Annotated in this window: 10 protein-coding genes; 9 read left to right on the plus strand and 1 reads right to left on the minus strand. The window is 63.1% G+C overall.

Annotation, left to right across the window (positions count from 1 at the left end; all coding sequences use genetic code 11):
- The first annotated feature begins 36 nt into the window (after positions 1-36).
- Together IF204_RS06905 and IF204_RS06910 are read left to right on the plus strand one after the other, a co-directional pair.
- Positions 37-1,164, plus strand: coding sequence for a metallophosphoesterase family protein (locus tag IF204_RS06905; protein ID WP_194095716.1), 1,128 nt, complete (start codon positions 37-39; stop codon positions 1,162-1,164).
- Positions 1,161-3,740 carry an AAA family ATPase gene (locus IF204_RS06910; RefSeq protein WP_194095718.1) on the plus strand — a complete coding sequence of 860 codons (2,580 nt, stop codon included), beginning with the start codon at positions 1,161-1,163 and terminating at the stop codon, positions 3,738-3,740. Before IF204_RS06905 ends, IF204_RS06910 begins: the two co-directional genes overlap by 4 nt.
- Here IF204_RS06910 and IF204_RS06915 read toward each other — a convergent pair whose 3' ends face one another.
- The gene (locus IF204_RS06915; RefSeq protein ID WP_194095720.1) at positions 3,741-4,637 is read right to left on the minus strand and encodes a helix-turn-helix domain-containing protein; all 897 of its coding nucleotides are present in this window, start codon (positions 4,635-4,637) and stop codon (positions 3,741-3,743) included.
- Between the two features lie 124 nt (positions 4,638-4,761).
- On the opposite strand from IF204_RS06915, the gene IF204_RS06920 reads away from it, so the two are divergent.
- From IF204_RS06920 to IF204_RS06950, 7 genes are all read left to right on the plus strand, one after another.
- Entirely contained in the window at positions 4,762-6,786 is a 2,025-nt protein-coding gene (locus IF204_RS06920; protein WP_194095722.1) for an ABC transporter substrate-binding protein, read from the plus strand.
- A 78-nt stretch (positions 6,787-6,864) separates the two neighbouring features.
- Positions 6,865-7,887 (plus strand): ABC transporter permease, encoded by a 1,023-nt coding sequence (locus IF204_RS06925; protein ID WP_194095724.1) that lies wholly within the window; start codon positions 6,865-6,867, stop codon positions 7,885-7,887.
- Between the two features lie 10 nt (positions 7,888-7,897).
- The gene (locus IF204_RS06930) at positions 7,898-9,013 is read left to right on the plus strand and encodes an ABC transporter permease (RefSeq protein WP_194095726.1); all 1,116 of its coding nucleotides are present in this window, start codon (positions 7,898-7,900) and stop codon (positions 9,011-9,013) included.
- Positions 9,006-10,622, plus strand: coding sequence for an ABC transporter ATP-binding protein (locus IF204_RS06935; RefSeq protein ID WP_194095728.1), 1,617 nt, complete (start codon positions 9,006-9,008; stop codon positions 10,620-10,622). Before IF204_RS06930 ends, IF204_RS06935 begins: the two co-directional genes overlap by 8 nt.
- Before the next feature lie 24 nt (positions 10,623-10,646).
- Positions 10,647-12,011 carry an alpha-glucosidase/alpha-galactosidase gene (melA, locus tag IF204_RS06940; protein WP_194095730.1) on the plus strand — a complete coding sequence of 455 codons (1,365 nt, stop codon included), beginning with the start codon at positions 10,647-10,649 and terminating at the stop codon, positions 12,009-12,011.
- A 5-nt stretch (positions 12,012-12,016) separates the two neighbouring features.
- Positions 12,017-13,552: a tryptophan halogenase family protein gene (locus tag IF204_RS06945; RefSeq protein WP_194095732.1), complete on the plus strand. Its 1,536-nt coding sequence runs from the start codon at positions 12,017-12,019 to the stop codon at positions 13,550-13,552.
- An 11-nt stretch (positions 13,553-13,563) separates the two neighbouring features.
- Positions 13,564-15,462, plus strand: coding sequence for a beta-galactosidase (locus IF204_RS06950; protein ID WP_194095733.1), 1,899 nt, complete (start codon positions 13,564-13,566; stop codon positions 15,460-15,462).
- The last annotated feature ends 41 nt before the right edge of the window (positions 15,463-15,503 follow it).

Here is a 15,503-nt window from a genome sequence, read left to right on the forward strand (position 1 = left end):
TGTCCGGCACGCGTGCCTTAATTTCGGGGAGCACACATGACGTTCCGGTTTATCCATTCCTCCGACCTTCATATCGGTCGCAAGTTCGCCAACATCCCGCAGGATGCCGACGGCAATATCCGTGGCCGCCTGATGGAAGCGCGGCACAACGCCATCGAAAAACTCGCCGCCGCCGCGCGTGATAACGGCGCTGGGCATGTGCTGCTCGCGGGCGATACGTTTGATACGCCGACGCCGTCGCCCTCGCTCGTCCGGCAAGCGCTGGCCGCGATGGGTGACGCGAGCGATGTGACGTGGTGGATCATCCCCGGCAACCACGACAACTTGCGCGGTGCCGAACCGCTTTGGGATATGATCGCGTCCGACGGCCCCGCCAACGTCCGTCCCGTGACCGAAGCCGCCCCGATCGAGGTCGAACCAAACGTCTACCTGCTGCCCTGCCCCGTCCAGTACCGCGCCAGCGGCACCGATCCGACCGAAGCGCTCATGCGTATGGAAACGCCCGAAGGCGCGCTGCGTATCGGCCTTGCCCACGGCGGCATTACCGATTTCACCGAAAGCGGAGAGGTCATCGCAGCCGACCGCGACCGCACCGCTCGCCTTGATTATCTCGCGCTGGGCGACTGGCACGGCCGCATCGCCGTCAGCCCCCGCGTCCATTACTCCGGCAGCCCAGAACAGGACCGCTACAAGCACGGTCGCCGCGGGCTGTGTCTGCTCGTCTCGGTCGATGCCGGTGCCGAGCCCGATGTGACCGAGATCGAGACCGGCCATTTCCTTTGGCAGGAACTCCCGATGGACCTCGTCTCCGGCCAGAACCCCGCCGAGGAACTGGAGCGCCTGCTTCCCGCCTCCGGTCGTCGCAACGTGCTGCTGCGCGTCCGCGCGACAGGCTGGGCCGGCCTTGCCGACCATGCCGAACTGGAACGCGCGGTGATCAAGGTCGGACCCGAATTCGCGTGCTTCGACCTGAGGGCCGAGGCACTGCGGGCGCGCTATGACCCCACAGACCTCGACGAGATTGACAGCAGTGGCGGCGCGCTTCGCATCACCGCCGAAGCCCTCATGACCGAGGCCAGCGATGCGCTGTCCGAAGATGACCGCTCCATCGCGGCGGAGGCCCTCGCACGGCTTTACAGCTACGTGAAGGAGGACGCGCAATGAAGATCCGCGCTATCGAGCTCCACAACGTCCGCCGCTTCACCGACCCCGTCCGCATCGACAATTTCGGCGACGGCCTGAACGTCCTGTGCGAGGCAAACGAGTTCGGCAAATCCACCATCTTCGACTCGTTGCACGCTGTTTTCTTTACGAAATCCGGCAGCACGGCGAAGGACATCAAAGCGCTCCGCCCCCACAGCGGCGGCCCCGTCTCCATCGGCGTCGAGGTCGAAACCGGCGGCGAGGTTTTCACCATCCGCAAGCGCTGGTTCTCAAAGGCCGAAACGAAAGTGTTCCAAGGCGCCAGCCTCATCGCGCAGGCCGACGCGGCAGAGGACTGGATCAGCCGCCTTCTGGGTCAGGACGGCACCGGCCCCGCAGGACTGGTGTGGGTACGTCAGGGCCTCACGGACCTCGGCACGGGCGCGAAAGACTCGCTCGAAGCACGCCGCGATCTGATGTCCTCGGTCAGCGAAGAGGTCGAACTGATGACCGGCGGCCGCCGCATGGACGCGGCCCTGAAGCGCTGCGAGGAAGACCTCGCCGTGCTCGCCACCAACACCGGCAAAGCCCGCGCCGGCGGCCCATGGAAAGCCGCCGAAGACCGCGTCGCGGAGCTGACCGAGCGGCGAAATGCTCTGCAAATCTCCGCCGACCAACTGGCCGAAGCGCTCCGCGACCGCACCGCCGCTCGCAAACGCCTCGCCAGCCTAAACGATCCCGACGAGGCAGAGGCGCGAAAGGTCAAACTGGCGGATGCAAAGACCGCATTCGAGGCCGCAACGAAGTTCGCCGATGACCTCGAAGGCCTACAGCGCAAGGCCGATCTGGCGAAACTTACGCATCAGCAAGCCGCGGAGAAATGCGAGCGCGTGACGGCAGCTATGGCTGAACACGAGACCGCAAAACGCCTCGTGATGGATGCCGTCGACAAAGCGAACAGCGCCGAGGCGAAGTTCGAGGACGCGCTGCAGGCCGACGACGCCGCGAAGAGCGCGGTCGACATCGCAGCCGCAGCGACCACCAAAGCCTCCGCCGACCTGCGCCGCGCCGAACGTGCCGCGAGCGCTCAGGAAAGCGCGGCCCGCCGCGAGGAGAAAGAAGCGCAAATCAAGGCCGCCGAGGACGCGCGGACCAAGGTCGAAACCACCGCCGCCGCGATTACCGGACCCGACGCGAAGGCACTGCAAAAGGTCGAGGACCTAGCGCGGGCTGTGGCGAACGCCATCGCCATTCGTAACGCCAGCGCACCGAATATCGTGGCGCATTATGACGGCACCACCGCGCTCAACATCGACGGGCAAGATATTGAAAACGGGAAACTTATCCCGATCAGCCGCAATACGCGGATCATGGTGCCTGGTGTGGGATCGCTGGACATCCGTCCGCCGGAAAGCGGCAACGCTGATCAGGTCGCAGTAGCAGAGGCAGCGCTGCGGGTAGCACTGGAAACGCTCGGCGCGGAAACCATCGAAGAAGCCCGCGCGCGGGCAGCTGCGCGCCAGAATGCAGAGGTCGCACACCGCGAGACGAAGGCGTCCTTTAATGCCCTCGCCCCCGATGGCATCGACGCGATCCGTGCGCAATTGGCCAAACTGCCGGAGCCCGAGGAGGCTGAGGGCGCGCCTGTTCTGGAGGCCGCGACCAAGGCCCTAGAGGCGGCTCAGACCACCGAAAAGGAGCTGCGCGCAAAGGCCGAAACCACGCGTCATCAGCTTGGCGAGGCGACAAACGAACGGGGTGTCGCGCAGGCCAACTTGAACAACGCAAACGACCGTCTGGCGCGGGCGCTGGCCGTTTTGCCCGAAGGCGGCGCGGATCAGGAGCACTTGCAGGCCGAGGCGGAGAAGGCCCGCCGCACGTGGGCGACACTGGATGAGGAATGCCAAGCCAAGGCCGCGAACGCGCCCGATCTGGAGATGGCGAAGGCGAGTTACACGCGGCTGCAATCCGCGGACGAGATGATCGCCAAGGACATTGCGGCGCTGGAAGGCCAGATCCTCGTGCTGAACGAGCGGATCAAGCACGCCTCGGGCGACGCGGTAGAGGAAGAACTCGCCGAGACCGCACAGGAACTGGAGGTCGCCGAAGCGACCCTCCGCCACATCGTGCGCGAGGTCGCGGTACTGCAACGCCTGAAGACCGCACTGACGGGCGCGAGGACCGAAGCGCGGGATCGCTATTTCGCGCCGGTGGCCAGGGAATTGCGGCCCCTGCTGAACCTGCTCTGGCCCGAGGCAGAGCTTGAGTGGTCCGAGGATAACCTGCTGCCGACTTCGCTGAAACGCGGAACGGTGGCGGAGGATCTGTCGATCCTGTCGGGCGGCACGCAGGAGCAGATCGCGCTCTTGGTCCGCCTCGCGTTTGCGCGGATGCTGTCCAATGCAGGACGGTCGGCGCCGGTGATCCTCGACGATGCGCTTGTGTTCACGGACGACGACCGGATCGAGCGGATGTTCGACGCGCTGCACCGTCAGGCGAGCGATATCCAGATCATCGTGCTGACCTGCCGCCAGCGGGCCTTCCGCGATCTGGGCGGCCAGATGCTCACCCAATCACCCGCGCAATTCATCGACTAATCAGTTCCCTCGCGCGGCCTTCCGGTACTCTGCGGGGGAGACATTGTTGGCGTCGGTGAAGGCGGCGTAGAAGCTGGAAAGCGACTGGAACCCGCTGTCGAGCGCGATGGTCACGATCTTACTGTCGGTTTCGGTCAGCAGCATCCTTGCATGCGAAAGGCGAGTGCGCGTGAGGTGGTGTTTGATCGACACGCCCATCACTTCGCGAAAGACCGAGGTCGCGCGGCTGGCCGACAGATTGATCGCTTCCGCCACGTCACCGACCGTAATCGGGGCGGAGAAGTTGTCCGCCACGAACCGCAGGATGTCCTCCACATGGCGCATGGTGCGGGCGTCGGATTCGATGACGGAGCCGACGTTGGCGGGGTCCAGACGCACGGTCCAACCCTCCAGTCCGAAGCGCCGCAGACGGGTCGCGATCTCGTCCAGATGGGTGCGCCGCCACGAGGTGTCCTTGCGGTGACGCTCCTCCCAGAGGCGTTCGAAAAACGCGTTATCGCGGGTGCAATTGGGGCCTGTGCTGAGCACCGCGCCGTTCTGCAGCGCTTTCACCAGACGCTCCGGCAGGCCCCAGCGCAGGAACTGGCCAAGCGACAGATAAATGTTCGTTATCCGCCCCTTACCGATCACATCTTTCACCATGTGCGGCTGCGCGCCCCAGAAAATCGTCAGCTCGTCACGCATGATTTTCACCGGAACACCGGCGAAGGAATAGACCATGTCGCAGCCTTCGAGAAAGTTGATCTCGACCGAGGTGTGGTGATGGAACGGCGTATCGAAAAGGTCGGGCACATGGCGCTCGATCATGAACTCGTTGGCCGCAGGCATCCGCTCGCGGTCGTGCTGTTCGGAATACGGGACGACGTCGGCGACATCGGTCGGTCGGAACTTGTTCATAGCTACTCAACTCAAACTCTTTTTCTAGAATTGCACAGTTTTCCGGAAACACACAGTCATTTTCAGGAAGTCTCCGTCAGCGATCTGCTGCCTCATGAACGCACCTTTAGGGAGGAGACTATCAATGAAAGATTCGAGAAAGCTTGCGAGCTTACTCGCCGTCGGAGTTTGCGCGGCTGCACTTTATGCGGGAACTTCGATTGCGGATCCCATGCCGGAAGAGCAGAGCCTCGCCGGTCTGGAATACGATCTGATCGGCCGTGACGATCTGTGGACCTACGAAGCACTGCCCGAGTACCATCAGGCCCCGTTCCTCGACGCGCTCGTGGAAAGCGGTGCGCTGCCGCCGGTGGAGGACCGGTTGCCAGCAGAGCCGCTCGTGATGCAAGCAGGCGCCATGTCGGCCGGTATCGGTGAATACGGCGGCGTGTTCCGCCACGTGATCGGTGGCCGTCCGGAAGGCTGGAACATCCTTGCCGGTCAGCATCAGGGCTGGGGCGGTATCAACATGGCCACGCAGGAATGCCTCGTGCGTCAGGGTCCGCGCTGGCAGGTTCGCCCCGAAGAGCAAACCGGACCGCTTCCGAACCTCGCCAAGAGCTGGGAATGGAACGACGAAATGACCGAACTGACCATGCACCTCGTAGAGGGCGCGAAGTGGTCGGACGGCGATCCCTTCGACACCGAGGACATCGCGTTCTGGTATGACGACAACGTCCAGAATGCCGACATCAATTCGCGCATTTCCAAGGATGCATTCGGTGGCGGCGCGTCGCTCGAAGTCATCGACGATTACACCTTCAAGTTCGTGTTCCCGACCGCACAGTCGAACACCGTGGTCGAGGGCCTTGCCTATATCCAAGGCTGCCCCGGTCCGAGCCACGTGCTCAAGGACTTCCACCCCGACTACAACGCGGACATGAACTACGACGACTATCTGAACGCGATGCCTGCCGATGCGGTGCCGATCCCCGTCATGGGCGCTTGGGTTCCGGTCGAGCACAAGCCGGACGAGCTCGTCATCATGCGCCGCAACCCCTACTATTTCAAAGTGGACAGCGACGGGAACCAGCTTCCGTACATCAACGAGATGCACTTCAAGCTGACCACATGGGATGACCGCACCACGCAGGCCGTTGCCGGCACCGGTGACTGGTCGAACATGGAAAACCCGGGCAACTTCGTTGAGGCGCTGAAGCAGAGCCAGGACGAGAACTCGCCGGTTTCGGCCAAGTTCGGTCCGCGCACCCTTTCGTGGCGCATCGAGCTGAACTTCGCGCAGAACATGACCGACGACCCGTACGAGCAGGAACTGCGCGGCCTCTTCCGCGAGCTTCCGTTCCGTCAGGCGCTCAGCCACGCGATTGACCGTGATGCGGTCGGTCAGGCACTGGCCCGCGGTCCGTTCGCCTACCCGTACATCGGCGGTTTTGCGTCGGGTTCGCCCTACTACGATCCGGAATATTCGGTCTACACCCCGTTCGATCAGGACAAGGCCAAGGAACTGCTCGCAGGTCTGGGTCTTGAAGACACCGACGGCAACGGCGTTCTGAACATGCCGGGCACCGGTGAGGATCTGGTCATCGACATGACCTACAAGCCGCAGCGGACCGACGACCGCAAGCAGATGGACGCCGTGACCTCGCAACTGGCCGAGGTTGGTATCCGCGTTCTGCCCAAGACCGTGGACGAAACCAGTTTCGATCCGATGCGCAACGCGGGCGACTTCAGCGCGATCCTGCAACGTGCGAACTTCGTGCTGCCGACCCGTGAAGCTTGCGGCAACCTGCCCGTTTCGGACATCTGCCCGCCGTTCCACCTGTCGGGCCCCGATGGACGTGACAGCCTGCCGTTCGAAGAGCGTCTGACCGCGATCACCAACGAGATGAGCGCGACCGACGACGCCGAAAAGCAGACCGAACTGGCCAATGAGATGGAGCAACTCCTGACCGAAAACCTCTATAATATCGGTCTGGTGCAGGTGCCTGCCGCGCTTCTGGTCAACAAGCGTGTCCAGAACGCACACCCCGGCACGCCTGTGTTCATGTATGAATGGGCAGAAGATGCTGTGATCCGCGAGCGCCTCTGGGTGCCTGCCGACCAGCAGATGGAGGAAATCCTCCCGGGAACCGTGGCTGTTTACGAATAAGCCGCATCCCACCCGACGGTTCGGCCTCTTCGGGGGCCGAACCACAAAGCCCACCGCTATGCTCGTCAGGACTACGTGATGGACCTACTCGGTTTCCTATTGAAGCGGCTCGCCGCGACCATCCCCTTGCTTATCGCAATTTCTATCGTCTCGTTTCTCATCATTCAGGCCGTGCCCGGAGACTACGTGGACCGATGGATGTCCGCGACGCAGGCGCAAACGGGCAAATCCTATGACGAGCTTCTGCCGCAGGCGACCGCCATGCGCGAACGTCTCGGCCTCGATCAGCCGGTTGCCATCCAGTACCTCGTCTGGGTCAAGGACATCGTGACCGACTTCGATTTCGGCATGTCCTTCCGCCACAACCGCCCCGTCACCGAGGTCATCGGCGTCCGCCTTCCGCGCACCCTGCTGCTGGCGATCTCTACCGTGATCCTGTCGCAGGTCATCGGCGTGCTGCTGGGCATCTATGCCGCGACGAACCAGTACAAACTGGGCGACAACTTCGCGACGATCATCGCCTTCCTCGGCATTGTGATCCCGAAGTTCGTGATCTCGCTCGTCATCCTCTATCTTCTCGCCTTTGTCTGGCACTCGCCCTACATCGGCGCCGTCAACTCGGCTCAGTTCATCCTGCAAGACCACTGGTCGCTGGCCAAGTTCTGGGACTTCCTCAAACACGTCTGGCCCGTGCTGCTCGTGTCGATCTGGGCCGGTCAGGCCTACACCACGCGCATGATGCGGGGGAACCTGCTCGACACGCTGAACATGCAATACGTTGAGACCGCCCGCGCCAAGGGTCTGTCCAAGCGCAAGGTGCTGTTCAAGCACGCCGTTCCGAACGCGCTGCATCCCGTGGTGATGAACCTCGGCACCCGCTTCGACTATATGATCAAGGGCGAGATCGAGATTGCGATCGTCCTCGGCATTCCGACTGTCGGCCCGCTGATCCTCAGTTCGGTTGCCGACCGCGACATGTATGTGGTCGCTGCGATCTTCATGATGGTCGCGGTGCTGCTCGTCCTCGGCAACCTCTTTGCCGACCTCCTTCTGGCGCTCATCGACCCGCGCGTGCGCCGTGCCACCCTGTCGCGTGCGTGAGGGGGACACAATGACCGACCAGACAATGAACGCCGAAGAAGTACAGGCCACCAATGGCCTCAGCTACTGGCAACTCGTCCGCCGCCGCTTTGTCCGCAACCGCTACGGCATGGTGGGCCTGATCGCCGCGATGATCGTGATCATTATGGCCGTCTTTGCGGGCTTCATCGCGCCCTACGGTGTGGAGACCAAGGACCGCACCGCCATCTATCAACCGCCGCAAGGCATCCACATCATCGCGCCCGAAGGCGGCCTGACCCGTCCCTACGTGATGGGCTGGGGCGAAGAGATGGACCCTGTGACTTACGAGATCACCTTTGCCCCCGACCCCGAACTGCGCCGCGATCTCGCGCTGTTCGTCGAGGGGACGGAGTGGACGTTCCTCGGCCTGACGTTCGACACGCACCTTTTCGGTACGGCGGACGGCTCTCCGTTCCACCTGCTCGGCACGGACTCGCTGGGGCGCGACGTGTTCTCCCGCATGGTCTGGGGTACCCGCGTGACGCTGCTGATGGGCGTGCTCGTTACTGCCGCCGCGCTGGTGATCGGCACTACGGTAGGCGTCGCCTCGGGCTACTTCGGCGGCACGTTCGACCTGATCGTGCAGCGGATCGTGGAGTTCGTCAAAAGCTTCCCCGACCTGCCGCTCTACCTCGCGCTGGTGGCTGTTCTACCGCGCAGGGCCGAGCCGATGACCATCTTCATCATGTTCGCCGCGATCCTCGTGCTCCTTCGTTGGGCGGACCTCTCGCGGGAACTGAGGGGCAAGGTCATTTCCATCCGCACGATGGATTACGTCCGCGCGGCAGAGGCCGTCGGCGCCAAAGACAGCCGTATCCTCACCCGCCACATCGTACCAAACACCTCGTCCCACATGATCGTCTGGGCGACCTATCAGCTGCCGGAAGTCATCCTGCTGGAAAGCTTCCTGTCGTTCCTCGGCGTGGGCGTTCAGGCCCCGATGGTCAGCTGGGGCACCATGCTGAACCAGGTGCGCGACTTCCAGTCGTTCGCCGCTGCGCCGTGGCTGATGGCTCCCGTCGGCATGATCGTCATCTCCGTGCTTGCCTTCAACGCCTTTGGCGACGGTATGCGCGACGCAATGGACCCGTATTCCAATGACTGACACACTCCTCGATATTCAAGACGTCGCGGTCACATTCAAAACCGTGACCGGCACCGTCAAAGCCGTGCGCGGCGTGTCCTACGACATCAAACGTGGCGAGACGCTGGCCGTGGTCGGTGAAAGCGGCTCAGGCAAATCGGTGACGGCGCGGGCGATCATGTCCATGCTGGCCGACAACGCCCGCCTCGATCCCGCGAGCAAGATCACTTTCGACGGACAAGACCTCACCGCCCTGCCAGAGGTCGAGATGCAGAAAATCCGCGGCAACAAGATCTCCATGATCTTCCAAGAGCCGCTGACCTCGCTCAACCCGATCTACAAGGTCGGCGATCAGGTGGCAGAGATCATCCTCACCCACCGCAATGTGTCGAAGAAGGAAGCACGCAAAGAGGTCCTGCAACTCTTCAAGGAAGTGCAGCTGCCCAATCCCGAAATGCGCCTGAACCAGTACCCGCACGAAATGTCCGGCGGGCAGCGTCAGCGCGTGATGATCGCGATGGCGCTGGCGAACAAGCCGGACCTGCTGATTGCGGACGAGCCGACAACCGCGCTCGACGTGACCGTTCAAGCGGAAATCCTGTCGCTGCTCAAACAGCTTCAACGCACGCACGGGATGGCGGTCATTCTGATTACCCACGATTTGACGGTGGTCGAAAAGACCTCCGACCGCGTGGTGGTCATGCGCTACGGCGAGATCGTCGAGCGCGGCAATACCGCCGAGGTCTTCGCCGACCCGCAGCACCCTTACACGCGGCACCTTCTCGCCTCCGAACCCAAGGGCCGCCCCGATCCGCTGTCCGAAAACGCGGGCCCGCTGATGCAGGCCAACGATATGCGCGTGGTGTTCGAGGTCAAGACGGGCGGCATGTTCACCCGCAAGACGCACGAGCTGATCGCTGTGAACGACATCACCGCGATGATCCGCAAGGGCGAAACGCTCGGCATCGTGGGCGAAAGCGGCTCGGGCAAAACGACGCTCGGCATGGCGATGATCGGCCTCGGTGCCGCCCACGCCCGCGGCGAAGTGCTGTTCGAAGGCCAGCGGATCGACAACCTGACCCGTTCGCAGATGCGCCCGCTCCGCACGAAAATTCAGGTGGTGTTCCAAGACCCGTTCTCGTCGCTGAACCCCCGCATGATCGTGCGGCAGATCCTCGAAGAAGGGCTGATCGTCAACGGCATCGGCGGTTCGGCCAAGGAACGCGAAGCCCTCGTGCGCGAGGCATTGCACGAGGTCCAGATGGACGCCGATGCGATGACACGCTTCCCCCACGAATTCTCGGGCGGCCAGCGCCAGCGTATCGCCATTGCGCGCGCGCTGATCCTCAAGCCCGAGTTCATCCTGCTGGACGAGCCGACCTCCGCGCTCGACCTGTCCATTCAGGCGCAGATCATCGACCTGCTGCGAGACCTGCGCGTGCGTCACGACCTCAGTTACATGTTCATCAGCCACGACCTGAAAGTGGTCAAGGCTCTCTGCCACAACGTCATTGTCATGCAGAACGGCCGGATGGTCGAAGCTGGCCCGACGCTCGACGTTCTCGAAAACCCCCAGACCGAATACACGCAGCGCCTTGTCGACGCCGCGTTCAATGTTGTCGCCGCCTGACGCGGCCAGAATAAGGATTTACCCATGACCGGTTCACCGAAAATCGCCTTTATCGGCGCAGGTTCGTCTGTCTTCATGAAGAACATTATCGGCGACGTCCTCCAGCGTCCCGCGCTGCAAAACGCCCACGTCGCGTTGATGGATATCAACCGCGAGCGGCTCGAAGAATCCGAGATCGTGTTCAACAAACTCGTCTCCTCGCTCGGCGTGCCTGCGACCCATTCGCTGCACACCGACCGCCGCGAGGCGCTGGACGGCGCTGACTTCGTCGTCGTCGCTTTCCAGATCGGCGGTTATGATCCCTGCACCATCACCGACTTCGAAGTACCGAAAAAATACGGCCTCCGCCAGACTATCGCGGATACGCTCGGCGTTGGCGGCATCATGCGCGGGCTGCGCACCGTCCCGCACCTCTGGGCGATTTGCGAGGACATGCTGGACGTCTGCCCCGACGCACTGATGCTCCAGTACGTGAACCCGATGGCGATCAACACTTGGGCGATTGCCAAGAAATACCCGCAGATCAAACAGGTCGGCCTCTGCCACTCGGTCCAAGGCACGGCGCATGAACTGGCCTCCGACCTTCAGATCGCGGACGACAAAATCCGGTATCTGTCGGCGGGCATCAACCACGTCGCCTTCTTCCTCAAGTTCGAGGAAATCATGGAGGACGGAAGCTACCGCGACCTCTACCCCGACCTCCAGAAAGGCTATGCCGAAGGCACATATCCCCGCCCCGAAAGCTCGTGGAACAAGCGCTGCCCGAACAAGGTCCGCTATGAGATGATGAAGAAGACGGGTTACTTCGCGACCGAAAGCTCCGAGCATTTCGCCGAATACACCCCGTGGTTCATCAAGGAAGGCCGCGAGGACCTGATCGAACGTTTCGGCATCCCGCTTGATGAATATCCCAAGCGCTGCATTGAGCAGATCGACCGCTGGAAGGACACGCTCGACAAGTACAAAGAGGCCGACAAGATCGACGTGCCCAGTTCGGTCGAATACGCCTCGCAGATCATCAACTCGGTCTGGACGGGCGTGCCGTCAGTCATCTACGGCAACATCGCCAACGACGACTATATTCCGGCCCTGCCCCACGGCTGCGCGGTCGAAGTACCGTGCCTCGTGGACCGCAACGGCATCCAGCCGACCCGCGTCGCCAATGTGCCGCCGCAGCTGGCCGCAATCATGCGTTCCAACGTGAACGTGCAGGAATTGACCGTCGCTGCCCTCTTGGAAGAACGCCGCGATCACATCTACCATGCTGCGATGATGGACCCGCACACAGGTGCCGAACTCGACCTCGACCAGATCTGGGAGTTGATGGACGAGCTGATCGAGGCGCATGGCGAGTGGCTGCCGTCGTGGATTCACGAACAGAAAGCCTGAGCTATATGACGAGCGCCGCAGACCCCAAGTCGATCATCATCACCGGCGGCGGCACCGCCGGATGGCTTGCGGCGCTCATCCTTCAGGCAGAGGCGAAGCGGCAGAACCTGCCGCTTGCCATCACGCTGGTCGAAAGCTCCAAAATCCCGACCATCGGCGTGGGCGAAGGCACCACCGCGATCTTTCGCGGGCTGCTGCAATCGCTTGGACTGGACGAGGCTGAGTTCCTCGCCAAGACTGACGCCACGATCAAATTCGGCATCCGTCACCGTGACTGGCGGCGGAAGGGCCACGTCTATGATGGGCCGATCGACGACGTGTATTTCCTCGCCGATAAGGTCCCGAACGGCGGCATGTGGATCGACAATTACTGCGTCGCCGCTGGCCGGTCCGTCACCGAGCCGCACATCTTTGCCGCGCTCATGGCCAAGGGCAAAGCGCCCGTGGCAGAGGTGGATGGCCGCACCGTCGCCGTCAGCCAGTTCCACCACGCCTACCACTTCGACCAGGCCAAGGTCGGCGCGTGGCTGCGGAGCAAAGCGAACGGCATCGCCACCGTCGACGCTATTGTCGAAGGCGCGGAGCGTGACCCCGAGACCGGCGACATCACCGCGCTGCGGCTGGACAATGGCGACACTCTGACGGGCGATTTCTTTATCGATGCCACGGGCTTCCGCCGCGCCCTGATCGCTGGGGAAATGGGCGCAGATTGGGTCAGCTACGCCGACGCCCTGCCCGTCAACCGCGCCATGCCGTTCTGGCTGGGTCACGGGGACGGCGAAATTCCGAGCTACACTCACGCGTGGGCGCAAGGCGCGGGCTGGATGTGGCAGATCCCGACGGCGGAGCGGATGGGCTGCGGCTACGTCTACTCCGACCGCCACACCACTCCCGATCAGGCGCAGGCCGAGATCGAAGCCACCCTCGGCCACAAGATCGAGCCCCGCAACGACATCAAGATCGACGCGGGCCGACTATCCGAGGTCTGGCGCGGCAATGTCCTCGCCATTGGTCTGGCGGGTTCGTTCCTTGAACCGCTAGAGGCGACCTCGATCCACGGCACGCTGGTGCAACTGCTGCTGTTTGCCCATCGGCATCTGGCGGACTTCTGCGATACCAATGGCCGCGACGCCTACAACGCCGCCATCGCCGAGCAGGTCGACGACTTTCGCGATTTCATCAACCTGCACTACGTCAGCGAGCGTCGCGACACGCCCTTCTGGACCGATGTGGCCGAAAATTTCATCCTGCCCCAGACCCGCGAGCGGCTGGAGCGGTGGTCGCGCAAGATGCCTGACGCGAGCGACTTCACGAACAACCTCGGCGGGCTGCCGCATGTGGAGGAACTCCTGCATCTTCCCGTCCTCGACGGGCTCGGCCTGCTGAACCAGCAGGTCGCCCGCGCCGCGATGGACCGCGACAAGCGCCTCCGCGCCTTTGCCCGCGAGACCACGGATTACCTGACGCAGCAGGCGAAAACCGCTGCGTCCAAAGCATTGAGCCACAAAGAATACCTGTCGCGGCTCAAGGCCGCCCACTGAAAGGATCTGCCATGACGCGCAGCATCGGCGTTTGTTATTACCCCGAACACTGGCCCGAAGAAATCTGGGCCGAAGACGCCGCCCGCATGGCCGAGGCTGGCATCAAATGGGTCCGCATCGCCGAATTCGCGTGGTCGCGGATGGAGCCGGAGGAAGGCACCTACGATCTGGACTGGCTGGACCGCGCTATAGAGACGCTCGGCGCGGCGGGGCTGAAGATCGTCATGTGCACCCCCACCGCCACGCCTCCGCGCTGGATGGGCACCAAACACCCCGACATGTACGCCGTCGATGCGCAGGGCCGCCCGCGCGGCTTCGGCTCGCGCCGCCATTATGATTTCGCGCACCAAGGCTACCGCGAGGACTGCGCGCGGATCACCACCAAACTCGCAGAGCGCTACGGCAAGAACCCGCATGTCGCCGCGTGGCAGACTGACAACGAATACGCCTGCCATGACACGACGGTGTCCTACTCGCCCGTCGCACTCGTCCAGTTCCGCGACTGGCTAGCCCGCAAATACCAGTCCCCGCAAGCGCTGAACCGCGCGTGGGGCAACGTGTTCTGGTCGATGGAATACGCGAGCTTCGACGAAATCGCGCTGCCGAACCTCACCGTGACTGAACCGAACCCAGCGCATGTGATGGACTTCCGCCGCTTCGCCTCGGATCAGGTGGCGGAGTTCAACAAGGTCCAGACCGACATCCTGCGCCGCCACACCGATGCGCCGCTGATCCATAACTACATGGGGTTCGAGGTGAGCTTCGATCATTTCAAAGTCGGTGCCGACCTCGACGTGGCAAGTTGGGACAGCTACCCGATCGGCTTCCTGTCGCAGAAGGTCGAAGCGCCAAACGCCCACAAAATCCACCACCTGCGCACGGGCGATCCCGATTTGCAGGGCTTCCATCACGACCTCTACCGCGCTGTCGGACGCGGGCGTTGGTGGGTGATGGAGCAACAACCCGGTCCCGTGAACTGGGCACCATGGAACCCCGCGCCGCTGGCGGGGATGCCGCGCCTTTGGGCGTGGGAAGCCTTTGCCCACGGCGCCGAAGTCGTCAGCTATTTCCGCTGGCGTCAGGCTCCGTTCGCGCAGGAACAGATGCACGCGGGCCTTCTGCGCCCCGACAGCGCCCCCGCCCCCGCATTGGGCGAAGCCACGCAGGTCGCCAAGGAAATCGCAGCACTGGGCGAAGACGCGGGCTGCGCCAAAGGGCAAGCCGCCATCGTGTTCGACTACGCAAGCGCGTGGGCATGGCAGACCCAGCCGCAGGGGCGCGATTTCAGCTACTACCAGATCGTATTCGACCTCTATCGTGGGCTGCGGCGGCTCGGGATCGACGTCGATATCCTGCCGCCCGATACGGCCGCGCTGGGGGACTATAAGCTGGCGCTGGTGCCTGCGATGTTCACTCTGCCGGACAGCCTGAAGGACGCTATCGCCGCGCATGAGGGCATCGTGCTGGTCGGCCCGCGCACCAACTCCAAAACGCCCGATTTCGCGATCCCGACGCCGCTGCCGCCGAGCCTCTCTGGGCTCGATTGCACTGTCTCGCGGGTCGAGAGCCTGCCGCCGAGCGCGACCGTTCCGCTGCACGGCGGCGGTCATTTCAAGCGCTGGTTCGAGGAACTGGAGAGCGCCGATGTCCTGCTGAAAACCGAAGGTGGGATGCCCGCTGTGGTCGGTGGGAACATCCGGTACCTCGCGGGCTGGCCAGACGATGCCGCCTGTCATCACATCCTGTCGGACGCCGCAAAGGCCGCCGGAATTGAGGTCGAAAACCTGCCAAACGGCCTTCGCCGCCGCGACACGCAAGGCCACCGGATCTGGTTCAACTACAACCCCGATCCCGTCACGCATCGCGGCCTGACCATCGACGGCTGCGGCGTCCATATCGAGAAACTCTGACGACTCACCCTAGGGCCGATTCTGCCGCTGTGCAGCAATCG

The organism is Marivivens aquimaris (genome assembly GCF_015220045.1).
GTDB classification, from domain to species: Bacteria; Pseudomonadota; Alphaproteobacteria; order Rhodobacterales; family Rhodobacteraceae; genus Marivivens; species Marivivens aquimaris.

What these genes read in the sequence shown, in the direction of transcription:
- IF204_RS06910 (WP_194095718.1), top strand. Translation starts at nt 1,161, where the DNA reads ATGAAGATCCGCGCTATCGAGCTCCACAACGTCCGCCGCTTCACCGAC.
- IF204_RS06945 (WP_194095732.1), top strand. Translation starts at nt 12,017, where the DNA reads ATGACGAGCGCCGCAGACCCCAAGTCGATCATCATCACCGGCGGCGGC.
- IF204_RS06935 (WP_194095728.1), top strand. Translation starts at nt 9,006, where the DNA reads ATGACTGACACACTCCTCGATATTCAAGACGTCGCGGTCACATTCAAA.
- IF204_RS06905 (WP_194095716.1), top strand. Translation starts at nt 37, where the DNA reads ATGACGTTCCGGTTTATCCATTCCTCCGACCTTCATATCGGTCGCAAG.
- IF204_RS06925 (WP_194095724.1), top strand. Translation starts at nt 6,865, where the DNA reads ATGGACCTACTCGGTTTCCTATTGAAGCGGCTCGCCGCGACCATCCCC.
- IF204_RS06915 (WP_194095720.1), bottom strand. Translation starts at nt 4,637, where the DNA reads ATGAACAAGTTCCGACCGACCGATGTCGCCGACGTCGTCCCGTATTCC.
- IF204_RS06950 (WP_194095733.1), top strand. Translation starts at nt 13,564, where the DNA reads ATGACGCGCAGCATCGGCGTTTGTTATTACCCCGAACACTGGCCCGAA.
- melA (WP_194095730.1), top strand. Translation starts at nt 10,647, where the DNA reads ATGACCGGTTCACCGAAAATCGCCTTTATCGGCGCAGGTTCGTCTGTC.
- IF204_RS06930 (WP_194095726.1), top strand. Translation starts at nt 7,898, where the DNA reads ATGACCGACCAGACAATGAACGCCGAAGAAGTACAGGCCACCAATGGC.
- IF204_RS06920 (WP_194095722.1), top strand. Translation starts at nt 4,762, where the DNA reads ATGAAAGATTCGAGAAAGCTTGCGAGCTTACTCGCCGTCGGAGTTTGC.